Source organism: Hymenobacter sp. YIM 151500-1 (assembly GCF_025979885.1).
Lineage (GTDB): Bacteria > Bacteroidota > Bacteroidia > Cytophagales > Hymenobacteraceae > Hymenobacter.
In genome coordinates this window covers 156,263-180,888 of the sequence record NZ_CP110139.1, presented here as the reverse complement: position 1 = coordinate 180,888, position 24,626 = coordinate 156,263, and the positions used below count along the sequence as shown (strand labels likewise).

20 protein-coding genes and 1 tRNA gene are annotated in these 24,626 nt (G+C 60.6%); 5 read left to right on the top strand and 16 right to left on the bottom strand.

Annotation, left to right across the window (positions count from 1 at the left end; genetic code table 11):
- Positions 1-111: 111 nt before the first annotated feature.
- Positions 112-777, bottom strand: coding sequence for a uracil-DNA glycosylase (locus OIS53_RS00695; protein ID WP_264680464.1), 666 nt, complete (start codon positions 775-777; stop codon positions 112-114).
- 114 nt (positions 778-891) lie between these two features.
- Here OIS53_RS00695 and apaG point away from each other — a divergent pair, with 114 nt between their 5' ends.
- Together apaG and OIS53_RS00685 are read left to right on the top strand one after the other, a co-directional pair.
- Positions 892-1,278 (top strand): Co2+/Mg2+ efflux protein ApaG, encoded by a 387-nt coding sequence (apaG, locus tag OIS53_RS00690; protein WP_264680463.1) that lies wholly within the window; start codon positions 892-894, stop codon positions 1,276-1,278.
- Positions 1,279-1,457: 179 nt separating this feature from the next.
- Positions 1,458-2,288, top strand: coding sequence for an O-methyltransferase (locus OIS53_RS00685; RefSeq protein ID WP_264680462.1), 831 nt, complete (start codon positions 1,458-1,460; stop codon positions 2,286-2,288).
- Positions 2,289-2,731: 443 nt separating this feature from the next.
- On the opposite strand, the gene kdsA is transcribed toward OIS53_RS00685, so the two are convergent.
- Both kdsA and OIS53_RS00675 read right to left on the bottom strand, forming a co-directional pair.
- Positions 2,732-3,556 (bottom strand): 3-deoxy-8-phosphooctulonate synthase, encoded by an 825-nt coding sequence (gene kdsA / locus OIS53_RS00680; protein ID WP_264680461.1) that lies wholly within the window; start codon positions 3,554-3,556, stop codon positions 2,732-2,734.
- Positions 3,557-3,649: 93 nt separating this feature from the next.
- Entirely contained in the window at positions 3,650-4,252 is a 603-nt protein-coding gene (locus tag OIS53_RS00675) for a TPMT family class I SAM-dependent methyltransferase (RefSeq protein WP_264680460.1), read from the bottom strand.
- A gap of 113 nt (positions 4,253-4,365) precedes the next feature.
- Here OIS53_RS00675 and OIS53_RS00670 point away from each other — a divergent pair, with 113 nt between their 5' ends.
- The gene (locus OIS53_RS00670; RefSeq protein ID WP_264680459.1) at positions 4,366-5,313 is read left to right on the top strand and encodes a hypothetical protein; all 948 of its coding nucleotides are present in this window, start codon (positions 4,366-4,368) and stop codon (positions 5,311-5,313) included.
- A gap of 159 nt (positions 5,314-5,472) precedes the next feature.
- Here OIS53_RS00670 and cphA read toward each other — a convergent pair whose 3' ends face one another.
- The 7 genes from cphA to OIS53_RS00635 all read right to left on the bottom strand — a co-directional run bounded on the left by cphA (position 5,473) and on the right by OIS53_RS00635 (position 14,309).
- A complete protein-coding gene (gene cphA, locus OIS53_RS00665) occupies positions 5,473-8,103 on the bottom strand; it encodes a cyanophycin synthetase (protein WP_264680458.1) in 2,631 nt (876 codons plus the stop codon).
- A gap of 242 nt (positions 8,104-8,345) precedes the next feature.
- Positions 8,346-8,416 (bottom strand) — tRNA-Cys (locus tag OIS53_RS00660).
- A 298-nt stretch (positions 8,417-8,714) separates the two neighbouring features.
- A complete protein-coding gene (gene rpsA, locus OIS53_RS00655) occupies positions 8,715-10,832 on the bottom strand; it encodes a 30S ribosomal protein S1 (RefSeq protein WP_264680457.1) in 2,118 nt (705 codons plus the stop codon).
- Between the two features lie 168 nt (positions 10,833-11,000).
- Complete coding sequence (locus OIS53_RS00650; RefSeq protein ID WP_264680456.1) at positions 11,001-11,405, bottom strand: putative toxin-antitoxin system toxin component, PIN family; 405 nt, start codon at positions 11,403-11,405, stop codon at positions 11,001-11,003.
- Positions 11,402-11,704 carry a hypothetical protein gene (locus OIS53_RS00645; RefSeq protein ID WP_264680455.1) on the bottom strand — a complete coding sequence of 101 codons (303 nt, stop codon included), beginning with the start codon at positions 11,702-11,704 and terminating at the stop codon, positions 11,402-11,404. Before OIS53_RS00645 ends, OIS53_RS00650 begins: the two co-directional genes overlap by 4 nt.
- Positions 11,705-11,795: 91 nt before the next feature.
- Positions 11,796-12,860: a fatty acid desaturase family protein gene (locus OIS53_RS00640; RefSeq protein ID WP_264680454.1), complete on the bottom strand. Its 1,065-nt coding sequence runs from the start codon at positions 12,858-12,860 to the stop codon at positions 11,796-11,798.
- Between the two features lie 216 nt (positions 12,861-13,076).
- A complete protein-coding gene (locus OIS53_RS00635) occupies positions 13,077-14,309 on the bottom strand; it encodes a DUF3298 and DUF4163 domain-containing protein (RefSeq protein WP_264680453.1) in 1,233 nt (410 codons plus the stop codon).
- Between the two features lie 117 nt (positions 14,310-14,426).
- On the opposite strand from OIS53_RS00635, the gene OIS53_RS00630 reads away from it, so the two are divergent.
- Positions 14,427-15,296: an alpha/beta fold hydrolase gene (locus OIS53_RS00630; RefSeq protein WP_264680452.1), complete on the top strand. Its 870-nt coding sequence runs from the start codon at positions 14,427-14,429 to the stop codon at positions 15,294-15,296.
- Between the two features lie 84 nt (positions 15,297-15,380).
- Here the strand turns inward: OIS53_RS00630 and OIS53_RS00625 are convergent, their stop codons facing one another.
- From OIS53_RS00625 to tsaD, 6 genes are all read right to left on the bottom strand, one after another.
- On the bottom strand, positions 15,381-15,755 hold the full coding sequence (locus OIS53_RS00625) for a hypothetical protein (protein WP_264680451.1): 375 nt from the start codon (positions 15,753-15,755) through the stop codon (positions 15,381-15,383).
- 115 nt (positions 15,756-15,870) lie between these two features.
- Positions 15,871-16,365, bottom strand: coding sequence for an HNH endonuclease (locus OIS53_RS00620; protein ID WP_264680450.1), 495 nt, complete (start codon positions 16,363-16,365; stop codon positions 15,871-15,873).
- Positions 16,366-16,585: 220 nt separating this feature from the next.
- Positions 16,586-17,395 carry a C40 family peptidase gene (locus tag OIS53_RS00615; protein WP_264680449.1) on the bottom strand — a complete coding sequence of 270 codons (810 nt, stop codon included), beginning with the start codon at positions 17,393-17,395 and terminating at the stop codon, positions 16,586-16,588.
- A 173-nt stretch (positions 17,396-17,568) separates the two neighbouring features.
- Positions 17,569-18,039: an SsrA-binding protein SmpB gene (smpB, locus tag OIS53_RS00610; RefSeq protein WP_264680448.1), complete on the bottom strand. Its 471-nt coding sequence runs from the start codon at positions 18,037-18,039 to the stop codon at positions 17,569-17,571.
- 76 nt (positions 18,040-18,115) lie between these two features.
- The gene (locus OIS53_RS00605) at positions 18,116-18,523 is read right to left on the bottom strand and encodes a thioesterase family protein (protein WP_264680447.1); all 408 of its coding nucleotides are present in this window, start codon (positions 18,521-18,523) and stop codon (positions 18,116-18,118) included.
- Between the two features lie 173 nt (positions 18,524-18,696).
- The gene (tsaD, locus tag OIS53_RS00600) at positions 18,697-19,704 is read right to left on the bottom strand and encodes a tRNA (adenosine(37)-N6)-threonylcarbamoyltransferase complex transferase subunit TsaD (RefSeq protein ID WP_264680446.1); all 1,008 of its coding nucleotides are present in this window, start codon (positions 19,702-19,704) and stop codon (positions 18,697-18,699) included.
- A 278-nt stretch (positions 19,705-19,982) separates the two neighbouring features.
- Between tsaD and OIS53_RS00595 the strand changes: the two genes are divergently transcribed.
- The gene (locus OIS53_RS00595; protein WP_264680445.1) at positions 19,983-24,557 is read left to right on the top strand and encodes a translocation/assembly module TamB domain-containing protein; all 4,575 of its coding nucleotides are present in this window, start codon (positions 19,983-19,985) and stop codon (positions 24,555-24,557) included.
- Positions 24,558-24,626: the final 69 nt, after the last annotated feature.

Here is a 24,626-nt window from a genome sequence, read left to right as displayed (position 1 = left end):
CGATTATAACGAAAGCGAGCTTGCATTACGCAAGCTCGCTTTCGCGCTTTAAAACAGTGCCGACAACTGCTGCCGTATCCGAAATCAACTTAATCCGCGTCAATCCGCGACTCACCACTGAATTGGCTCCAGGCCGTGCTGCTCTAGATACGCGTTGGTTTGGCTAAAGGGGCGGGAGCCGAAGAAACCTCGGTCGGCGGCGTAGGGTGAGGGGTGGGCGGCTTTGAGCACGAGGTGCTTGCGGGTGTCAATCAGCTCCACCTTCTTCTGGGCGTAGGCGCCCCAGAGGATGAATACCACGTGCTCTTTCTGCTCCGATACTTTCTGAATTACCACGTCGGTGAACTGCTCCCAGCCCTTCTTCTGGTGGCTGCCGGGCTCCCCGGCCCGCACGGTGAGCGTGGCGTTGAGCAGCAGCACCCCCTGCCGGGCCCACCGGTCGAGGTTGCCGTTGGGCGCAGGCGGCGTGCCGGGCAGGTCGCTTTGCAGCTCCTTGAAGATGTTTTGCAAAGAAGGCGGCGTCCGGACCCCCTCGGCCACCGAGAAGCTCAGCCCGTGCGCTTGTCCTTTGCCGTGGTAGGGGTCTTGGCCCAGAATCACCACCTTGGTTTGCTCGAAAGGGCAGGCCTCGAAGGCGTGAAAAATCTGCGGGCCCGGTGGGTAGACGGTGGCCGTAGCGTACTCGCCTTTTACGAAGGCAATGAGGTGTTGGAAATAGGGTTTTTCAAATTCGGCGGCTAGTACCTTGCGCCAGCTTTCTTCTATCTTTACCGACATACAGGACAGGATTTTTTTATTCGGGTTGGTAAGGCTTTACGCAAGCCAGCTGCGTAGATAAACCAAATTCTGCATACGGCTGTTAGCTTTCCCCTACCCGGACACCCAGGAGCCATGAACACAACCACGACACAGGGCGTAACCGTCAGCGTTACCACCAACTACCTGCCCGACTACTCGAGTCCGGGCCAGGAGCATTACGTCTTTGCATACAAAATTGATATCCGCAACAATAGCGAGTTTACCGTGAAGCTGTTGCGGCGCCATTGGTACATCTACGATGCCAACGGCGTGGTGCGCGAAGTGGAAGGCGAAGGCGTAGTGGGCCAGCAGCCCGTGCTGGAGCCCGGCGAGTCGCACCAGTACGTATCGGGCTGCAACCTCAAGTCGGGCCTGGGCAAGATGCGCGGCTCCTACCAGATGGAGCGCCTCATGGATGGCAGCGAGTTTGCCGTTGAGATTCCGGAATTCACGCTGGTGGTGCCGTATCGGCTGAACTAAGCTGGCTTGTGATTAGGTTTTGGCCGCCCTGGCTTCGTGCTGGGGTGGCCTTTTTTATGGTGTAGCACGAGCCGCAGGCCAACGAAGATACGTTTGTAGCCAGCCGTAGCGTAGCGCGAGCTTTATAATTCGCGCTCCATCTATCTTCGTTGCGCTTTTCTACTCAAGCTGCGCCCGTTTTGCTTTTCCAACTTCTCAGCTACCTGCGCTTTTTGTGGCGCTCGGGCAACGCTCACGGGCTGCACTCGCCCTTTGTGTTCGGGTTGTACGCCCACGTCATCCACCACGACGGCCATTTTGCGGCCTACGAAGCTGTGGAAGCCCGGCGCCAGCAGCTGCTCACCGACGACACCACGATTACGGTAAGGGATTTTGGGGCGGGCTCCCACACCGGCGCGGGCCGCACCCGCCACCTGCGCGACATTGCCCGCACGGCTGCCAAGCCGCCCCGGCTGGGGCAGCTCTTGTTTCGGCTGGTCAACTTCATGCAGCCGCGCACGGTGCTGGAGCTGGGCACTTCCCTGGGCCTGAGCACGGCTTACCTGGCTTCGGCCGATTCGCGGGCCCGCGTTGTTACCTTCGAGGGCTGCCCCCAAACGGCCGCCGTAGCCCGCCAGACCTTCGCGGAGCTGGGCCTCCGTAATGTGGAGCTGGTAGAGGGTAACCTGGACGATACCCTCGCCCCTACCCTGGCGGCGCTATCAGCGCCCGTAGACTTTGCTTTCTTTGACGGCAACCACCGCTACGAGCCCACGGTGCGCTACTTCGAGCAACTCAACCTGCACCGCAACGAGCACAGCCTGTTTGTGCTCGACGACATTCACTGGTCCTCGGAAATGGAGCGGGCTTGGCGCACCATCCGTCAGCACCCCGACGTTACGCTCACCATCGACCTGTTCTACGTGGGCCTTGTGTTCTTTCGCCGCAACTTACCTAAACAGCATTTTACCCTGCGGTTTGACTACTGGCTGGACCAGTTGCTGGAACAGACCCGGCGGTTATCAACCTGAACAGTAAGCAGGAGGCCAATATGTTTACTATTTTTTTTAGCAAGCAGGCTTAACACTCCCGCACGATTACTAGTATATTTGGCATAACGTACGGTTGTCACCCCGCCAACACGGCTGCTTAACAAACAGCGAAGCCCGTGCGGTAACACGGGCTTCAGGATAAGAAGGGTGTTTAGGCCACCCTCAAATCCACTTGGTTATGGGCTTGAGACGTACCGACCTGGAAGGGCTGCAATTTCATTGCTCCATCCGGGTTACCACAACCTTCGTAGTGAAGGTTTTGGCTGCTTTGGGAGGCGTAGGAGGATTATATATGCTCTTCAGCCCCTAAGCGGAAACGGTAGCAGGGGGCGGAAGCTCTCTGCTACTTTCGCTTCCAACGAAACAAATATAGGCTTTGTTTTGAAACCAAATGCAACCAACCGTAACTCAGCCGCCTAAACTTAGCGCACGGCCTCCCTCACCCGTGTAAGCTTAACCAGTAGAGCCTCTAACTGGTCCAGGGCCAGCATGTTAGCACCGTCCGACTTGGCCGTGGCGGGCGTCGGGTGGGTTTCAATGAACAGGCCGTCGGCACCCACGGCAATGGCGGCTTTGGCAATGGTTTCGATGAGCTGGGGCTGGCCGCCCGTGACGCCGCTGCCCTGGTTGGGCTGTTGCAGGGAGTGGGTTACGTCCATCACCACGGGCACCCCGAAGCGGCGCATGGCCGGCAGGTTGCGGAAGTCCACCACCAGGTCGGAATAGCCGAAGGAGTTACCCCGGTCGGTGAGGATGACGTGCTCATTACCCGACTGCTGCACCTTGTCCACGGCAAACTGCATGGACTCGCCGCTCAGAAACTGGCCTTTCTTGATGTTGACGACCTTGCCGGTCTGAGCGGCGGCCACCAGCAAATCCGTCTGCCGGCACAGGAAGGCCGGAATCTGCAGCACGTCCACGTACTCGGCCGCCAAGGCTGCCTCGTCCGACTCGTGGATGTCGGTGACGGTGGGCACGCCGATTTCGCGGCCTACTTTCTGTAGGATGCGCAGGGCCGTTTCGTCGCCGATGCCGGTGAACGAGTCGAGGCGGCTGCGGTTGGCTTTGCGGTAGGAGCCCTTGAAGATATATGGAATCTGGAGCCGGTCGCAGAGGGTGCGTACCTGCTCGGCAATGCGCAGGGCCATGTCTTCGCCCTCAATCACGCAGGGACCAGCCATCAGAAAAAACTGCCCCGAGTCGGTGTGGCGGAAGTGCGGCAGGGCGCGGGCAAGAGAATTAATCATATAGCGTACGCTTAACTACGTTTTCCTGCGGTTCAGCTTGCGCCGCGCGTGAGCTGCCGGTACGCAAGCAAGTGAGAAAAAAGAAAAGAAGCCTTACTTCCGGCGCAGACAGATGAACAGTTCCCGCCCCTGCCGGGGCTTAATGGAATTAGTAGCCGTGTCAAAGTGCACAAACTCAAAGTAGGGCTCGAAATAAGGCCGGTACTCCTCCCGCGACCCACCGAAGGGCGGACCAGGCTGGCTGAACTCGGTGTCGAAGAGCAAGCCCACGAGCGTGCCACCAGGCCGCAGCAACTGGGCGCACTGCCGGGCGTAGGCTGGGCGCAGACTGGGGTCGAGGGCGCAAAAAAACGTCTGCTCCACCAGCAAATCGTAGGGCGGCGTGGGGGCCAGTTGAAAAAAATCCTCGAGTAGCAGATGCTCCGCCGGGAAGTCGGGTACGCGCTGGCGTAGGTCGTGCAGCGGCGCCGTCGCTACGTCGGCCACGAAAATATTGGGCCAGTCCTGACGGTGCAGATACTCAGCTTCATAGGCCCGCCCGGCACCCGGAATCAGAATGCGGCGGGCATCAGGAAGTCCAAGCTGCACAAAATAATTCAAGAGTGGCGGCGTTATCTGGCCCGCGTCCCAGCCGGTGTGGCCGGCGGCGTAGCGTTGCTGCCAGTAGGCGGCATCCAAGGGTGCTTCTGGTGACATAATGCGGCGGCATTGTACCTTGGGGCTTGCCTGGGTACAGAAGTCCGTTATTTTTGCCCCAAAGGTACAATCTCGTCCCGGACTGTCCGGACCTCACTTAACCCTGTTTTCCTATGGAACAAGACCACAGCCCCGCGCCGAAGAACAACAACCGTATCCTGCTGATTGTGGCGCTAATTCTGGTGCTACTGGGCATCAACGGCGTGCTGTTCTACATGAACCAGCAGAAAACCAAGCAGAACGAGCAGCTGCAGGCCGATGTGCAGGTGAAGGATGCCAAGCTCGAAGAACAGATCAAGCAGTACGAGGCACTGAAGTCGGACTACGAGCGCCAGAGCCAGGAAGTACAGGCTATGGGGCTAGCCAACGACTCGCTGGAAGCTAAGATTGCGCAAATCAACGCCGACCTGCTCAAGCTGCGCTCCTTTAAGGCGGGCAGCTTCAGCATTGCCGAGCAGCGCCGCTACAAGCAGCGCGCGGCCAATCTGGAAGCTCAGCTGCGCAAGAAAGACGAGGAAATTGCCCAGCTGAAAGCCGACAACGAAGCCCTGTTCACCGAAACCACCACGCTGAAAGAGCGCCAGAACCGCCTCACCGACACCATTTCGACGGTGGTGCGCTCCAACCAGGAGTTGAGCGAGAAGGTGAGCATTGCCTCGCGCCTGCAAGCCGAAAACATCCGGGTGGGAGTGGTTAACAGCCGCAACAAAGAGAAGGACGACGAGGACAACGAGTTCAAGGCCCGCCGCGTCGAGAAAATCAAAGTAACCTTCAACCTGGGCCGCAACGAGGTAACGCCCAAGGAAACCAAGCAAATCATGATGCGCCTGATTGAGCCCGACGGCGCGGCCCTCTACAACCTGAGCACCGGCGGCGGCACCTTTATGATTGACGGCGCCGAGGCCTTCTACACGGCCAAGCAGGACCTCGTATTCGACAACACCCGCCAGCCCGTGCAATTCCTGTACGCCAAAGGCGCCCCCTACAAAACCGGCCTGCACACCGTGGAGCTGTACGAAGGCGGTGTGATGATTGGCAAAACGACGTTTACACTGAAGTAGGGACTTAAGATAATGTTCTGTTCTCCCCCGTTTGTCTTTATTGATTTTGAACCCAACAAAAAAGCTCTGGCCAGACTGGCCAGAGCTTTTTTGTTGGGTTGAGGCTTACATAATTGGCCGTCATCCAAGACCCTAAGCACTAAATCCCTGAGCCCCTACTTACGCCCCTATCAGCGTCTCGTACTCGTCCAGCTTCTTTAGGGTGCCCTTGATGTTTTCGGTCAGGAGCACGATAACGGAGCCGGGCCGGGCGGTGTTCAGGGCGTGGTCGATGGCGTCCATTTCGTTTTCGATGTAGGTAATGGGCAGGTTGGGTGCATCGAGGCGCAGGCCCCGCTCCATGATTTCGCGCAGCTCGGCGGCGGTTTTGCCGCGCAGGTCCCGGTCCTGGCGCAGAATCACCTCGTCGAAGATGCGGCCAGCGACGCGGGCAAAACCCAGCGTGTCTTCGTCGCGCCGGTCGCCCAGGCCTGATACGATGCCGACTTTGTGGGTGGCTTCGGTGGCGTTCAGGAACTCGGCAAATTTCTCGATGCCGGCCGTGTTGTGGGCGTAATCGACGATGACCTCAAACTGCGGAAACTTGTAGACATTCATGCGGCCCGGCGTCTTGGTGGCCGATGGCACGAATGTGCGCAGAGCTGTTTTGATGTCGTCCTTGTCGAAGCCGTAGCAGTAGCAGGCCAGGGCCGCCGCCAGGCAGTTTTCGATGTTGAAGGTGGCCCGGCCACCGAACGTCACCGGAAACTCGGCGGCCCGGTCGATGCGCAGCTTGTAGGAGTTTTTGTAGATGGTGATGTAGCCTTCCTCGTACACAGCCGCCACGCCCCCGTTTTCCACATGCTCCCGGATGCGCTGGCTGTGCTCATCCATGCTGAACAGGGCCACGTTGCAGTCCACCTTTTCGCGCATGGCGTACACCAGGTCATCGTCGGCGTTGAGCACGGCCCAGCCATTTTTGCGCACGGTGCGGGGCAGCACGCCTTTCACAGCCGCCATTTCCTCTACCGTGTAGATGTCGCGCAGGCCCAGGTGGTCGGCGGCCACGTTGGTCACCACGGCCACGTCGCAGGTGTGGAAGCCCAGGCCCGAGCGAAGCATCCCGCCCCGCGCCGTTTCCAGCACCGCAAAGTTCACCGTCGGGTCTTTCAGCACAAACTCAGCGCTCTGCCCACCCGTACAGTCGCCGCTTTGCAGCTGCACGCCCTGGATGTAGATACCGTTGGTGGTGGTATGGCCCACTTTGTAGCCTTTGGTGGCCACAATGTGTGCCATTAGCAGCGTGGTGGTGGTTTTACCGTTGGTGCCCGTCACGGCCATAATCGGAATGCGCGCCGTGGTGCCCCTGGGGAACAGCATGTCCACTACCGGCTCGGCCACGTTGCGGGGCAGGCCTTCGGTAGGCGAAATGTGCATGCGGAAGCCCGGCGCCGCGTTTACCTCAATTACGGCGCCACGCGACTCATTCAGCGGAATGGCAATGTCGGAGGCCAGCAGGTCGATGCCGCAGATGTCGAGGCCCACGATGCCAGCCACGCGCTCGGCCAGCAGCACGTTATAGGGGTGCACGAGGTCCGTCACGTCGGTGGCGGTGCCGCCGGTGCTGATGTTGGCGGTGCTCTTCAGGTAGATTTCCTGGCCGGCGGGCAGCACGCTGTCCAGGGTCAGGTCGTGCTGCTTCAGGATGTCGAGCGTGTGCTGGTCGGCCTTGATGCTGGTCAGCACCTTTTCGTGGCCCACGCCCCGGCGCGGGTCCTTGTTCACTTCATCAATCAGCTGCTGAATGCTGCTGACGCCGTTGCCGGTTACGGCGGCCGGCGTGCGTTTGGCCGCCGCAATCAGCTTGCCGTTTACCACCAGCATACGGTAGTCGTGGCCCTGGATAAACTGCTCCACGATGACGGCTCTGGAATAGTGCTGGGCAGCTTTCAGGCCTTCTACCGCGTCTTCCCAGTTCATAATGCGGATGGTGGCGCCCTTGCCGTGGTTGCCGTCCAGAGGCTTGGTCACAATGGGGAAGCCCAACTCCTCCACGGCGTCACGCAGGCCGTTTTCCGAGTACACCGTGGTGCCATTGGGTACGGGCACGCCGGCATCGTGGAGCATGGCTTTGGTGCGGTTCTTATTACCGGCTACCTCCACCCCGGCGTGGGAGGTATACGACGTGGTAGTAGCCCAAATGCGCTTCTGGTTGACCCCGTAGCCCAGCTGGATAATGTTGCTGTTTTTGAGCTGGATGTAGGGAATATTGCGCGAGGCGGCCTCGGCTACGATGCTATAGGTGCTGGGGCCGAAAAACTCTTCTTCCCGGATTTCGTGCAGCTCATCAATGATGGGCTTTACATTCACGCTACGCCCCTGGCACACGTCTTCCACAAGCTGCACGGCCGCCTCGGCGGCCACGCGGCCGGCCCGCTCCTCCTGGTAGGCAAACACCACAAACTCCACTCCCTGCTGGTGCGCGGGGTACGACTTGCCCCAGTACACCGGCATGCCGGCCATGCGCTGCAAGGCCAGCGCCACGTGCTGAATTACGTGTCCCAGCGGCTCACCATCAAGTAGCTGCTCGGCCGTGAGGGGCGGGTGTTTCTGGGCGGTACGGCCCACTTCGGCCGGCTGGGGCTGGCCTAGCTCGGGCAGCAGCTGCGGCAGCTGCTCAGCCAGGGCCGGCACGCTGTTCGACCACGTACCGGCTAAGTCGCCCAGGTCCACTTTCATTACAATCAGCTTGTAATGCTTGACGGACCAGTAGCTTGGGCCGCGCATGGTGCGGAGGTCAACAATCTTCATAGGACGGTGGGAGAAAAAATGCTTGCGTGCGCGTTTCTACGCGCGAATGAAATGTAGGGATAATGCCGCAGGAAATCCACGCGCGTTTTTCCCGCTCGCCTAAGCTCAACTGCCCCAGCCGCTTCTTTCGGTGTAGCTTCTATTCAATAATCACCCCGCTTCCTCTTGGCTGGGCCTACAAACAAAAACCCCGGTCGGGGCTAATCGACCGGGGCACTGGCACTCCGAAAACAGGGAAAAAGAGGTGACGAGCGGATTCGAACCGCTGTAGGAGGTTTTGCAGACCTCTACCTAGCCACTCGGTCACGTCACCGTGGTTTGGGGATGCAAACTTACACCTTAATCCGACTTTTGCCAATGCCAACGGCGGTTTTTCGGCGCCGGGCCGGTAAGTTGTTGGAGACGTGAATGAAAGAATGCTTTCCAGCCCCCCCCGGCTGCCCTTAGCACGAAAAAGATGAATATGCCCTATAGCTGGCCTAAACCCGCAGCTCTGCAAAGCCAAGGGCTGTACCAGAAGCTGACGGCTGCTGGCAAGCTATAATGCACCATCAAAAAAGGTCCCGGCAGGGCTGCCGGGACCTTTTATTCATCTAGAAAAAGCAGTCAGCCTAGGCTTTCTCCTCGTTTTTCTGGTCAGCAGTGTCGTCGCTGGTCAGGGCGTTTTTCACCGTGTCCACTACGTCGCCAGCCACTTCCTTGGCTTTGTCCAGGATGCCGGAGTGCGAGGCGGCTTCTACCACGTCGCCTACTACTTCCTTGGCTTTATCGAAGGCTGCCGAGGCAGCACCGGTTACGGCGGCCAGGATGCCACCGTCAGCGGCGGGAGCTTCTTCGGCAGCAGCGGCGGGAGCCGGGGCGGCAGCAGCCGGAGCCGCTTTGGCGGCCAGCTTCTGCTCACCAGCCTGGCGCTCATTGCCCATCATCTTGTCGCGCAGGGCCGACAGAGCGTCCAGGTCGCCGAGGGTTGACTTCTCCGCCGGAGCGGGCTTTTTCAGGTCGCTCAGCTTGCCTTCGCCTTGCTGCGGAGCGGCACCACCAGCTTGGCCGGCGGGCTTCTTCTTCGCAAACTTGGCAGCGCGGCTTTCTTCTTCCTGCGCCTGGTTGTACACGGCCGTGTGCGACAGCACGATGCGGCGGTCATCCTTCGAGAATTCCACCACGCGGAAGTCGAGGGTTTCGCCGTTTTCAGCCTGCGAGCCATCTTCCTTCACCAGCGACTTCGGATAGGCGAAGCCTTCGATGCCGTAGGGCAGTTCGAGCACGGCGCCCCGGTCGTTCTTGTCGGTGATGGTAGCCTTGTGCACCGAGCCGGAGGTAAACACCGTCTGGAACGTATCCCAGGGGTTTTCTTCCAGCTGCTTGTGACCCAGGGCCAGGCGACGATTGGCTACGTCCAGCTCCAACACTACCACGTCCAGCCGGTCGCCCACCTTCACAACTTCCGAAGGATGCTTCACCTTCTTGGTCCACGACAGGTCCGACACGTGCACGAGGCCGTCCACGCCTTCTTCCAGCTCCACGAACAGGCCGAAGTTGGTCAGGTTGCGCACCAAGCCGTTGTGCTGGGTGCCCACGGCGTACTTGGTGCCGAAGTCCTGGCGGGTCCAGGGGTCTTCGGTCAGCTGCTTGATGCCGAGGCTCATCTTCCGGTCTTCGCGGTCCAGCGTCAGAATCTGCGCTTCCACTACGTCGCCCTGCTTAATGAAGTCCTGGGGGTTGCGCAGGTGCTGGCTCCAGCTCATTTCCGATACGTGGATGAGGCCTTCCACGCCGGGGATGATTTCCATGAACGCGCCGTAGTCGGCTACGTTCACGATGCGGCCTTTCACCTTCGAGCCCACGCCCATGTCGGCGGGCAGGCTGTCCCACGGATGCGGGGTCAGCTGCTTAAGGCCGAGGCTGATGCGCTTCTTGGCTTCGTCGAAGTCCAGCACCACGATATTGAGCTTCTGATCCAGCTGCAACACTTCGCTCGGGTGGGCAATGCGGCCCCACGAGATGTCGGTGATGTGCAGCAGGCCGTCGACGCCGCCCAGGTCAATGAACACGCCGAAGTTGGTCATGTTCTTGATAACGCCCTCCAGGATCTGGCCTTTCTCCAGGTTGTTGAGGATGGCTTCGCGCTGCTTCTCGAGATCTTTCTCGATGAGGACTTTGTGCGACACCACTACGTTGTCGAAAGCGGCGTTGATTTTCACCACTTTCACTTCCATACGGCGGCCCACATAGATGTCGAAGTCTCGGATGGGCTTCACGTCAATCTGCGAGCCGGGCAGGAAGGCTTCTACGCCGTCCAGGTCCATGATGAGGCCGCCTTTGGTGCGGCGCTTCACCACGCCTTCCAGCACGGTGTCATTTTCCAGCGCATCGTAGATGGCTTTCCAGGCCTGCTTAATCTTAGCCTTCTTGCGGCTCAGGATGAGCTGGCCGTTCTGGTCTTCCTGATCCTCGATGAACACCTCCACCTCGTCACCAACTTTGAGGTCGGTCAGGTCGCGGAATTCGGAGAGGGGCACCAGACCATCGGATTTGAAGCCGATGTTCAGGATGACGTCACGGTCGGTGATGCCCACCACGGTGCCTTTGATTACTTCTTCTTCCTGGACCGTGTTCAGCGTGCTGCTGTACATCTGCTCCATCTCAGCGCGCTGCTCGGCGGTATAGTTACCACCGAACGCATTAGCCGAGACATTGTCCCAGTCGAAGTTGTCTACTACTTCTGCCATGAGTTAGCGGTTGGCCCTGGTGTACACGTCCGGCGCAGGGCCCGCCTCCGAAACGCGTTGTTGGTTGATTTCCAGCACGCTAGTACTGGCCCGCCACCCTGGCGGGGCGGCAAAGATACGGAGTTTCTGTTCTGAACTATACACTTTAAGTTGAAGAATAGTGAAGTGCTAGGATAGTAATTGCAGAAAACTCAGTGCCGATATTACCCTTACAGATGGAAAACCAATTCCAGACAAAACGTCGAAATGATGATCATCTGTGACTAAATAATCACCTCGCCCTGCTACGTAACAATCCACAAACTTCTCATCATCGGGGTCAGCGTGAATGAGACGCCAGTCATAATAAACGTCGTAACGATGCACGTTCGAAAAGCTATTCAATGCCTGAAGAACATTGCTTGCTACTGCAGCACTATTCCGAGCCGTAAGAATTTCCTCATACTCTAATAAGATGCTTGTGCTGACGAGTAACTCAACTTCGCGTTGCATAATGGCATTGAACAACCGTCGGTAAGGTGAATGGTGCCCGATACTGGCCAGCAGCACATTGGTGTCAACGACTATTCTCACGCTGCCGATTCCCGACGGTACGGAGTACGCATGTGCTCCTGCACCCAAGCGTGCATAGTTTCAGCCGTCCACCCATTTTCATCCCACAATTTATCTACCAAGTTAGCCGCTTTTTCGGCATAGTACAACCCAATGAGGTGGCGAATCTCGTCAGCATCCTTGGCTGGCACCTGCACAGTTGCGGAATCAGGTTGTTGACCAACGCTTGCCTTTTCAGCCAATTTTTGAAGCAATAACTCCTGTAATTCCTGCTCACTAAGCAAAACTGAATCCGGAAGCTGCAATACAATGGTTTTCATACATAATGCCTTTCTATCAAACATACGAAAAGGCGGCCATAGCGAATATACTTCGCTACAACCGCCTTTTTCTACGATATAAATATCTTTCTTACCGCCGCCCTAGCTCCCGCAGGTGCGCCACGTGCGAGGCTACGGCGTAGCGCATCTTGGGATACTCGTTGTATTCGATGTTGAACTCCTCGCAAACCTGGCGGATGATTTTGTTCAGGGCCGGGTAGTGGACGTGGGAGATGGTGGGGAACAGGTGGTGCTCGACCTGGAAGTTGAGGCCGCCCACCAGCCAGCTAATCAGCTTACTGTCGGTGGCGAAGTTGGCGGTGGTTTTAATCTGGTGGATGGCCCACTCGTCCTCGATTTTGCGGGTGGTGGCATCGGGCACCACGAAGGCGGTGTGCTCCACGGTGTGGGCCAGCTGAAACACAATGCTCAGGGTGAAGCCGGCTACGCACATGAATACCAGGAAGCCCACCAGCCAGCTCACGAAGCCGGTCATGACGATGGGCAGGGCCACAAACAGGCCCAGGTGCAGCACCTTGAAGCCCCAGAACACGCTTTGGTCGGTGGCTGTCATTTTTTTGAGGGGCATGTCACCGATTTTGCGGCGAAAATACTTCTGGTAGTCCATGTAGAAAATCCAGGCCAGGAAGAGCAGGGCGTAGAAAAACCAGAAGTAGAGGTGCTGGAAGCGGTGCAGGCGGCGGCGGGGCTGCTCCGGGCTCAGGCGCAGCCAGGGCTGGGCATCGAGGTCGTCGTCTACGCCTTCCACGTTGGTGTACATGTGGTGGATGAGGTTGTGCTTCATGTTCCACATGAAGGAGTTGCCACCCATGACGTTGAGGGTGAAGGCCGCAAACTGATTAACCCATTTGCGCTTGCTGAACGAGCCGTGGGCGCCGTCGTGCATGACGTTGAAGCCGATGGCGGCGCCGATGAGGCCCAGCAAGGCGCTTTCCAGCACGCCTACCGCGGCCGGCGGGGTCCAGAACACGAGGTGCAGGTAGATGGCCGCGAAGGCCGAGGTCAGCAGTACGGCTTTGAAGAACAGGGCGTTACCGCCAGTGGTGGATTTGCCGGCTTCCTGGAAGTAGGCGTTGGTGCGGCGCTTCAGTTCCTGGTGAAACGAGCGGGAAGCCGCGAATTTGGGTGCTTGCATAGAATGGGAAAAGAACGGTCAAAGGTACCGTCTTCCGCAGGGCGGATGCACGTTGGCTCCGAAAGCGCAAGATTTTGTACCTGGCAGGTGCTGCAGCTCGTCCGCAGCACACCAGGTACACTGAAAGCACCTTGTGGTGCCGGCTTCTTTCTCTTTATTAAGCCACCGTATGGCAAGAAGGTTCAGACAGTGCCTTCTTAGCCTGACACAACCGGCTCAGCGGCTGGCTACCTCTCCCCCACCCACCGGCAGACCGGGCTTCAGCACTGGCCGCAGCGCCTCCAGTGGCACAAACACCCGAACCTCGCCCTGGGCAAATGAGGCCACCTCATACGGCCCGTACACGAACATGGCCCCGCCGCGGGTCAGGTACACGTTGTGAGTGGCAGGCAAGGTGTCTTCAAATAACGCTTCGGAGAGCGGGGCACCGGGCTTGAGGCCCAGGGCGGGGCGGGCGTAGCGGGCCAAGATGCCTTCCAGCTGAGCTTCGGAGCCGGGCCGGAAGATGTCGGCGTAGCGCAGGGCGCGGCCGGTGCGCGGGTCCAGGCTGAGCACGCGGGTGCCGTACATGCCGTGGGCTCCGCCCGAGTAGCGGTAGGAGAAGTACCCAACGCTCAGCAGCCTATCATCATTCCACAGCACCAGCATGCTGGTCTGGTCCTGGTAGCGCAGCGTGGCCGAGGGGCAATAGCCGGAGGTGTCGGCCGCACACTCGGCCAATACCGCTCCCACTTCTTCCTGGTACATGCCCGCAAAGGCGCGGCGCTGCTCTTGCCACAGGCTGGCCAGGGTGGGCGGCGCAGCCGTATCGAGTGTGTCGCCGCGCAGGCCGCGGAGCAGGGTGGCGGCCACGGCCGGGCGCCCCGCGGGCACCAGGGCGTGCAACGACACGTGGCCGTAGATGCTGTCGGTGGGCGTGTTGGGCCGGGCCGGAATCGAATCGGTGAACTGGCGCGAAACCAGCGCCCCGCCCTGGGGCGGCACGAGGCGTAGGCGGATGGGCTGGCCGGCGCGGGTGCCTACCAGGGCCGAGCCTTCGCGCCGCAGCCGCCACACGGGCCCGTTGTAGTTGGTATCGACGAGGCTGGGGTCGGTGTCGCGCAGGGTGAGGCTGTCGGGGGCGGCGGCCGAGAAGGTGCCACTCAGCTCTAGCGGGCGGCCGTTGGCGCTGGTGTAAAAGCCACTTAGTGGGGCGGGGCCTTCATCGGCGGGCATGGTGCCCAGGCGTTGCAAGTGCACCGTGACACTATCCGGGGAGCCGGGCAGCAGGGTACGGTACTGCCGGTACCAGGTGCCGGGCGAGTCGGGGGGAGTGGCTGGCGCAGCCGGTGGGGCGGCCAAGGCGCGGGCCGCGGGCTTATCGGAGGAACCCGACTGGCAGGAGGCCAGGAGCAGGCCAAGGACGCAGGCAGCACGCGCGGCGGGATGAAAGGCAAAAAACAAGCTCATTCCGTCAAAGGACGCAGATTAGCGGCACGTGTACAACATCTTGGCCTCACCTTGTCCCAGGGCTTAACCCGCCGTATGTACCTCATCCTTGTCACACTTTCTTCTTCGCACACTGCTATGAGCTACATCAAAGTTGGCCAAGACACCAACGGCCAAGACATCCGCCTGCACTATATCGACCAAGGCCAAGGCACTCCGGTAGTGCTGATTCATGGCTGGCCGGCCACGTACGAAATGTGGGAACACCAACTGGCGGAGCTACCCAAGCACGGCATGCGCGTGGTGGCCTACACCCGCCGCGGGTTCGGTAACTCCTCCAAGCCCTGGAATGGCTACGACTACGATACCTTCGCCGATGACCTGAAAGCCGTGCTGGACGAGTTGGACCTGCAAAACGTGACGCTGGTGGGTTTTTCGATGGGCGGCGGCGAAGTGGCCCGCTACATGAGCCGCCACGGCGGGGCCCGCGTGAGCAAAGTGGTGTTTGTGGCGGCCGTAACGCCCTTCTTGCTCAAAACCGACGACAACCCCGACGGCGTGGATAAAGACACCTTTGACGACATGGTGGACAATATCCGCAAAGACCGGTTCGACTTCCTGGCCAGCTTCGGCAAGAAGTTCTACGGCGTGGGGCTGGTTAGCCACCCCGTCAGCCAGGCCACGCTGGACTGGACGCAGTCAATGTGCCAGCTGGCCTCGCCCCGCGCCACCGAAGCCTGCGTGCGGGCCTTCAGCGAAACCGACTTCCGCCGCGACCTGGCCGCCATTCAGGTACCTACCCTCGTTATCCACGGCGACAACGACCAAACCGTACCCATTAAAAGCAGCGGCAACCTGATGGGCAATTATCTAAAGCACGCCACCTACATCACCTACGAAGGCGCCCCCCACGGCCTGTTCATCACCGAGAAAGACAAACTCAACCAGGACCTGGCCGCTTTCGTGACTTCAGCGGTAAGCACCGCCGAAAGCTCAGCCCGCCGGTAGCAGCCCCGGCTTATACCACGTGAAAGTGCCCCTAGCAGAGTCATACCGATTCTGTTAGGGGCACCTTCACGTAGTGCGGAGTCTCTACTTATCCAGCGTCAGGCTCAGGCGCTTGGCCGCCAGGTCTTGCACACCCACCACGTAGGTGTACTTGCCCGGCTTGAGCGGCGTTTCGCCCACGTAGTCGATAGGTTGCCATGTTAGCTCCTGGCCGTTTACTACCACCTTGATGTAGGCGTAGTTGAATGCTACCGTGTATGTGGCGTAGTCCGATTTTTGGCTGGGGGCCAGGCTGCCATACTCTTTTTCGCCACCCGAGGTATCTACATACACCCTCTCAAATCGGTAGCCGCTGGCGTTTTTTACTTGAATCCGGACTTCGTCGGAACCTTCCTTTTTACAGGCAGTGTGCAACAGGCCAAGCAGACTCAGGCACAGCAAGAGCAGGCGGTGTTTCATAATGCAAAGGGTTACCGCTACAGGAGCACAACGGAGAGGTAACCGTTGCATTCCTGCTGGCTGACGTGCCCGTACGCAATAAAAAAACCGGCCAGCCGAGAGGCTGCCGGTTTTTTCAGTTGAGGTAGGCGTGCCAGTTTTGGTCGAGGGTGCCGGCGCTGAGCTTAAGAAAACCCGAAAGAGTAGGCTTTTTGGGCTGCTGCCGGATGGTGAGGCCGGCTTCTTGCGGCGTCCGGTGGCCCTTGGCGTGGTTGCAGCGGGAGCAGGCCGTGAGCAGGTTGCTCCAACTCGACTCGCCGCCCCTACTGCGGGGCACCACGTGGTCCAGGGTCAGGTTTTTCGTCGAGCCGCAGTATTGGCACTCGAAATGGTCACGCTTCATGATGTTGTGCCGGCTCAGGGCAATGCCCTTGTAAGGCACACGCACGTACCGCTGCAACCGGATAATGCTCGGCTTGGGGTACGACTTGCTCACCGTCCGCAGCACGCCGTGCTCCGACTTGGCAATCAGTTCGGCTTTTTCCAGAAACAGCAGCACGAAGGCTTTTTGCACACTACACAGCGTAATGGCAGTGTAGTCGCCATTTAGAACAAGAACTTTTTGGTCCATACACGCTTGGGAAAGAATCGGGTCTGGCAGAAAGCTAGATGATTCTAAGCGCATTAACAATAGGCCCACCGTTTAGTTCGGTTGGTGGTTTTTGGTTACTAGTTGGTGGTTTATAGCTGTTGGATGGTGTAGGACGCCTAGCGCCTACGTTATGTTCTTACCGAAAGAAAAGTCTCGGTACAAAGCCACCAACTAGTAACCACCAACCAAAAAACAACCCTTATTCTTCCGGCAGCAGGCGCTTGATCAGGCGCAGCTTGTGCGAGTACTTCTGCCAGTCGCGGCGGAAGATGCCGTTGTGGTCGAGCGGGTCGATGCGGACTTCGCCGCTGGCGTGGATGATTTGCTGGTCTTCCAGCAGCAGCCCCACGTGCACGATGCGGCCCTCGGCGTTGTCGAAAAAGGCCAAGTCGCCGGGCTGGGTCTGGGCCACGAAGTGCACCGGCTGGCCCACATGAATCTGCTGGTGAGCGTCGCGCGGGAGCTGCACGCCCACCAGGCCGTAGAGCTGCTGGGTGAGGCCCGAGCAGTCGATGCCGAACAGCGTTTTGCCGCCCCACAGATACGGCGCTTTTAGGAAGGTGAGGGCCATTTTCTGGAGCAGGCGCAGGCGCTGGTCGGCGGGGCCCTGGGGGCCGTGGCCGTTCTGGGGGTTGGTGGCCGAGCCGTTGTAGAACAGCTGCCGCTCGTCGCCCAGGCGCAAGGTCATGCCGTCGAAAAAGGGCAGGCGCGTCCCCAGCGCCACCGGAATCCGCGTGGTAGAGTCGCTTACCACCTGCACCACATCCAGGGTGCGGGGGTGGTCCTGGGCCTGCCAGTCGGCGAAGTAGGCGGCGCTTACCGGCGTGTGTTGCTTCACATCCATCCAGCCCACGTAGTGGTCGGCGGCGATGCGCACCTGGTACCAGTTGCCCTGGGTGAGCAGGATGGAATAGCACTCCCCGAAGATGAGCTGCGTGACAATTTCGGCCTTATCGGAAGGCTCGGCGCGCACCGGCACGGCGCTCAGCGCGCAGATTCCGTGTTCCAAGGGAAGTTAGAAAGGTGAGAAGTGGAGAAGTTAGAAAGTTAATCACCTTGGAATCTATGTTCGGGCGCACTTTCCTCCTGCTTACATAGCGTCAGCAAAGCTAGGAGCAATCTGACAAGAAGGCGCCACTCTCCACAACTTTCTAACTTCCCAACTTCTCACCTTTCTAACTCCTAATACTCCCTCGCCCGGTCCATTTCGCGCTTCTGGTCTTTGGCTTTGAGGTCTTCGCGCTTGTCGAAGAGCTTTTTGCCGCGGGCCAGGGCTATTTCCAGCTTGGCGAAACCCCGGTCGTTGACGAACAAGCGCACGGGAATGATGGTGAGGCCCTGCTCCTGGGCTTTGCCAGCCAGCTGCTTCAGCTCCCGCTTGTTGAGCAGCAGCTTGCGGGGCCGCGTGGGCTCGTGGTTGTTGTAGGTGCCTTCGGTGTACTTGGCAATGGTAATGTTGTGGGCCCACAGGCTGCCGTCGGGGTGGAAGGTGCAGAAGCCGTCCTGGAGCTGCACGCTTCCTTCCCGGATGCTTTTGATTTCGGTGCCCTGGAGCATCAGGCCGGCATCGTACTGAGCCAGAAAGCTGTACTCGTGCCGGGCCCGGCGGTTCTGGATGTTGATGCGTTTGGGGGCGTCGTCTTGTTTACTCACGGGTATAGTTCTCGCAGAGGTTCGCTGAGGGTTGCGCTGAGGTTGGCTACGCCTTCCTTTGGGGCGCTGAGTTGTGCTAGTGGCCGGCCTGCTGGCGCAGCTCCTGGAAGCGGGCCTGCAATTTGGCACTGGACACGATGCGCTGGCCGGTGCGGCCGGTGGCTACCAGGCGCGGGCCTACGCGGGCTTCTACGCGGCAGAGCAGCTCGGGGCCAGCCAGCTGCTCAAAAATAGCCCGAAATTCTACGGTTTCGCCCTCGAAGGCCGGGCCGCGGTGCTCCACGGTCAGCAGCGTGCCGATGCCCTCCTCCCCTTCTTCCAGCATGGCCTCCACAAACTGCCGGCTGGTCCACTCCAGGGCCTGGCCCAGGGCAAACGTGCTGAGCACGGGATGAATTAGCCGGCCGTTGAGCACGGCAAAGTGCTCGGGCGTTACCGTGAGGCGGTGGTGCTGCTCGTCGCCGGGCTGGAAGGGGTTGGTCATGTAGCGTAAGCTTTGTAGGCTTTGGAGCTTGCGCCGGCAGCTGGCTGTCGGCCTAACGCGTCAAGTAGGCTCATCAAGTAGTGCCTGGTCACTGCTGAGGGCTTTTAAGAGTTCGGGCGCTTTGAGATTTCAGAAGGACGGATTGCCTCGCTCCGCTCGCAATAGCAGAAGCTTTACCCCAGCTTCAGCCGCGGGTCGGAGCTTACCAGCTGGTCGGCGAAGTCGCCGGCCTGGTACTGGAAGTGGGCCGTCATGGCTACCATGCCGGCATTGTCGGTGCAGAACTGGAAGGCGGGAATGAACACCTGCCAGCCCTGGGACTGGGCTTCGTCTTGCAGGGCTTGGCGCAGGCCGGAGTTAGCGGCCACGCCGCCGGCCAGGGCAACCTGGGTGAGGCCCTGGTCGTGGGCGGCGCGGCGGAGCTGGCGCAGCAGGGTCTGGATGATGGTGTGCTGGATGCTGGCGCAGAGGTCCGCCAGGTTTTGCTGCACGAAGTCGGGGTTCTGGGCAGTTTCTTTCTTCAGGAAGTAAAGCACCGCCGTTTTCAAGCCGCTGAAGGAGAAGTCGTAGCCCGGCATGGCGCCCACCGGAAACGCGAAGCGCGTGGGGTTGCCCTGGCGGGCCAGCTTGTCGAGGTGGGGGCCGCCGGGGTAGGGCAAGCCGAGCAGCTTGGCCGTTTTGTCGAAGGCCTCGCCGGCCGCGTCGTCGATGGTCTGGCCGATGATTTCCATATCCAGGGCGCTGCGCACCACCACCAGCTGGGTGTGGCCCCCGCTCACCGTCAGGCACAGGAATGGAAACGTGGGCCGGGGGTCTTCGATGAAGTGAGCCAGGATGTGGGCCCGCATGTGGTTGACGGCAATCAGGGGCTTGCTCAGGGCCAGGGCCAGGGTTTTGGCAAACATGCCGCCCACCAGCAACGACCCCAGCAAGCCCGGCCCCTGGGTAAAAGCCACAGCATCGAGGTCTTTTTTGGTGACGCCGGCCCGTTGCAAGGCCGCTTCCACCACCGGAATCAGGTGCTGCTGGTGGGCCCGCGAAGCCAGCTCGGGCACTACGCCGCCGTACTGCTCGTGCACTTGCTGGGTGGCCACCACGTTGGAGCGGATTTCCCCGCCCACCATGACGGCGGCCGAAGTATCGTCGCAGGAAGATTCGATGGCAAGGATGATGGGGTGCATTTTTTAATTAAGAGTTAATGAGTAGGAATTAATAATTGAGGATGACGCAAACTGCTGGTGCGCAAAAAAACTGGAGGTTCTGATTCTCCAATTCTTCATTTTTCATTCCTAATTACTAATTCCCCCCAAAGGTCGGGGCAAAACGCTAAATAGCCGCGGGCCACGTTTATTGACCATCACCCGGCCGGTTTCGGGCCCTTTCCTGGCGGGTGCCAGGGGCGGGCAACGGTTGAGCCCAACCCCGTATCTTCGCCTTCCCGGCCCTTTATCTTCCGTCCGTGCCCCGGTTTCTGTCTGTCACGCTCAAGGTTTTGTTTGCCCTGCTCCTGCTGCTGGTGCTGGCTGGCGTGGGCGTGCTGGTGGCCTTGCGCGTGCCCAGCGTGCAAACCTCGGTGGCCCAACGGGCGGCGCGGGTACTGAGCGAGAAGCTGGGCCAGCAGGTGCTGGTGGGCCGCGTAGACGTGCGGCCGTTTTCGCGGGTGCTGCTGGAAGGCGTGCGGGTGCTCGACCGGCGCGGCAACGAGCTGTTCAGCATCGGGCGGGCCGATGCCGACATCCGGCTGTTTTCGGTGCTCGACCCCAGCCACTTGCACGTGGGCAAGCTCACGCTGGAGGAGCCGCGCTTTGCGCTGGTCACTTACAAAGACCAGCCCGACTCTACCTCCCTCGACCAGTTCATCAGCGCCTTCAAGCGGCTGCTGGGGCCGCCGGACACCAGCAAGGTCAGCAAGCCGTTCGACTTCCAGATTCAGGCCCTGGGCCTGCGCAACGGCCGCTTCGTGCTGGAGCGCCAAGACGTGCCGCGCATTCCGGAGTACGGCCGCTCCCTCGACTACGCCCACATGCAGCTGGACAGCATCTACGCCGATGCCGACCAGCTTTGGTTTCGGGGCGACACTATCCACGCCCGCATCCAGGGCCTGCGCACCGTAGACACGCCCTCGGGCACGCGGCTGCGGGAGCTGACGGCCAACATGACCTACTCGGGTAAGTTCTGGGAGTTCGACCAGCTGATGCTGCGCGTGGGCGGCAGCCACCTGCACAACTACGTACGCTTCGAGTACCAGCACTTTCTCAACTTCACCGATTTCAACGACTCGGTCCGCGTCGTTGCCCGCCTCCAGCCCAGCCTGGTCCGCTCCGACGACATTGCCAAGTTTGCGCCCCAGCAGTTTATGCGCGAGCTGAAGGAAACCGTGCGGCTGTCGGGCGAGGCCAAGGGCTACGTGCGCAACTTCACCACCAAGAACCTGGACATCCGCTACGGCCAGAACACGCGGGTGCAGGGCAGCATCAACGTGGAAGGCCTGCCCAACTTCAAGGAGAGCTTCGTGGAGATGCGCCTGAAGCCTTCGGTAGTGGACGGGCGCGACATTCGGCGCTACATTCCGAAAAGTGGCTGGCCCTACGTGCAGCGCCTGGGCACGGTGCGGCTGCGGGGGCAGTTTCTGGGCTTCTACAACGACTTCGTAGCCAACGGCTCCTTCCAGACGGCCCTGGGCTCGGTGGTGTCCGACGTCAACCTGAAGTTCAAGGACGACCCGCGCTACTCCAGCTACGAGGGGCAGGTGCGCACCACGGGCTTTCAGCTGGGCCGGCTGCTGGGCGACCAGCGCATGGTGCGCGACGTGACCATGAACGGCCGCGTGGAAGGCGTGGGCTTCGTGCCCGCCACGGCCCGCCTCACGGCCAACGCCACCGTGCAGAGCATCTGGCTGAACGGGTACCGCTACCGCAACCTCACCACCAACGGGCAGTTCAGCCGCGAGTCGTTCCGGGGCCGGCTGGCCGCCAACGACCCTAACCTGCAATTCGACGCCGACGGCAGTATCGACCTGAACCGCCGCCGCGAGGCCTTCGACCTGCGCGCCCGAGTGCGCCGCGCCGACCTGCGCGCCCTGGGCCTCACGCGCCAGCCCATTACGGTTTCGACCACCGCCGATTTGAAATTCCAAGGCCTGCGCTTAGATGACCTAGTAGGCCGCATCTGGCTGCGCGACTCCCGCCTGACCTACCGGGGCCGCACCGTGGCGCTGGATACCCTGGACCTGGTGAGCCAGCACGAAGCCGGGCAGCGCCGCCTGCTGGTGCGCTCCGAAGCCCTGAACCTGGACGCCGCTGGCAACTTCACCTACGGCCAGGTGAGCCGCAGCCTGCAAGTTCTTATTGAGGAATACCGGCTCAATTTCCAGAGCAACGACGAGGCCATTGCCGCCTACTACCGCCGCAAGCGCCAGCAGCCCATTCCGGAGTACGAAATCGACCTGGACTTGTACCTGAAGCGGGCCAACCCGCTGCTGCACCTGCTGGAGCCCCGCCTCACCGTGTCGGACTACACCCGCATCGACGGCACCTTCCGCAACGGACCCACCAGCTTCTTCCAGCTCGGCGGCCACGTCGACTCAGTGCGCTTCGACAACCTGCGGCTGTATGATAATGAGTTCGACCTGAGCACTTCCAAGCTGGCCTACCAGCCCGAGGTGCTGGCCCAGGCCAGCGTTACGTCGCGGCGGCAGGTGCTGCCGGGGCTGGGCCGCACCGAGGGTTTTTACGTGGAAGGCGTGTGGGACCAGGAGAAAATCAACTTCTCGACGGCTCTGGCCCAGACCGGCACCACCAACCGCGCTCAGATTAACGGCTCGTTGGCCTTTCTGCCCGAGGCCGTGCGCATTGTGTTCCGGCGGTCGGGCGTGAACGTGCTGGGCCAGGACTGGACCATTGCCCAGGACAACTCCATCCTGATTTCGGGCGGGGGCCAGGAAGTAGATATTCAGAACCTGAACCTGAGCAACGGCGGCCAGAGCATCAGCGCCCAGGGCTTTATTTCGCAGAACCCCGCCAAGCCCCTGGCCCTGACCGTGCAGAACCTGGAGCTGGCCACCCTTAACGGCCTGACCGGCCAGAAGCTGGAGGGCCGCCTAAATGCCCTCGGCACCATCAGCGGGGTGTATGGGCCGCTGGTTATCAACTCGTCTTTGTCGGTTGACTCCCTGCTCATGGACAAGGTGCTGATCGGGGACGTGCGCGGGCAGGGCGACTGGAACAACGCCACCAGTCGCCTGGCCGTGAACCTGGACGTGGAGCGCCAGCAGCAGCATGTATTGACCGTGGCGGGCACCTACGCCCCCCGCGAGAAAGAGCAGCAGCTGAACCTGACCGGCACGCTGGCCCAAACGCCGGTGAAGCTGGCTGAGCCTCTGCTCAACACGCTGTTCCGGGACCTGCGCGGCACGGCCGTGGGCACGCTGCGCCTCACGGGCCGGCTGGCCGCGCCCACGCTCACCGGCAACGTGGACGTAACCGGCGGGCAGCTCACGTTTCTCTACCTGGGCACTACGTACACCTTCGCCGACCGAATCCGGTTTACCGAGGACCGGATATCCTTCCGCGACATTGCCCTGCGCGACCCGCAAGGCAACGTGGGCACGCTCACCGGCGACATTCTGCACCAAGGCTTCCAGAACATGCGCCTCGATTTGCGGGCTTCTTACCGCAAGCTGCAACTGCTTAACACCACCCGCCGCGACAACGAGCTGTACTTCGGGCAGGCCTACGGCACGGGCACGGCCGTGGTGCGCGGCCCCACCGACAATCTGTTCATCGGCGTGACGGCCCGCAGTGAGGCCGGCACGCGGGTGTCCTTGCCCTTCGACAACACGGCTACGGCCCAGCAGGCCAGTTACATCCGGTTCGTGAACCGCAACCTGCCCGACACGGCCCGCACCGCCACGGCCGCCGTGCAGGCCGCCGGCCGCACCGACCTCTCCGGCCTGCGCCTGAACATGAACCTGGAAGTAACGCCCGACGCCTACGTGGAGCTGCTGCTCGACGAAGCCACCGGCGACGTAATCCGGGGCACGGCCACCGGGCAGCTCCGCCTCAACATCGACACCCGCGGCGACTTCAACATGTACGGGCAGGTGGAAATCGTGCGCGGAGCCTACAACTTCACCCTGCAAGGGCTGGTGAACAAGGAGTTTGTGGTGCGGCCCGGCGGCACCATCAGCTGGAACGGCGACCCGCTGGCCGGCGAGATGAACGTAACAGCCACCTACACCCAGCGCACCTCCATTTCCCCCGCTACTCAGGGCCAGAATAACTCGGTAGTGCCCGTTACGGCCGTGATGAACCTTACCGGGCCCTTGTTGCAGCCGGTTATCAAGCTCAATCTGGAGTTCAACGACATCCCTTCGTCCACGGAGGGCGACTTAACAGCTTTCCTCTCGGCCCTGCGCAACGACGAGCAGGAGCTGAACCGGCAGGTATTCAGCTTGATTGTGTTTCGGCAGCTGACGCCGGTGGGCTCCCTGGCCGTAACGCGCCTCGAAGGCAACAACAACGCCCTGGGCAATAGTGTGGGGCAGATTATTTCTACCCAGCTGGGCCTGCTGACTTCGCAGATTGACCCCAACCTGGAAATCAGCTTCAACCTCAACGGCCTCTCGGCCGAGCAGTTGCAGGCCTTGCAGGTGCGCCTAAGTTACTCCTTCCTCAACGGCCGCCTGCGCGTCACCCGCGAAGGCGGCATCGGGGGCACTACTGTTACTAACGTTCCCGGCAGCCAGCCCGTACCCAACGCGCAAGCCTCCCTCATCGGCGACTTGAGCCTGGAGTACTACTTGCAACCCGATGGGAAGTTCCGGGCCAAGCTGCGCTACGAAACCACCCCGCGCGACTTCACCGGCCAAGCCCAGCTCGTTAACCAGGCCCGCGCCGGTGTGTCCTTGCTCCACACCGAGCAGTTCGACTCGCTGCGGGAGCTATTTGCCCGCAAGCGCCTGCGCCGCCGCGACGCCAACGCCCGCAAAGCCCGTGAGCTGCAAATCGACGACGACCCGCGGACGGTGTTGTGAGGAGATAAGGTAACGGGTGACAGGTGACAAGTAACAAGTAGAACGTCATGCTGAGCTTGTCGAAGCATC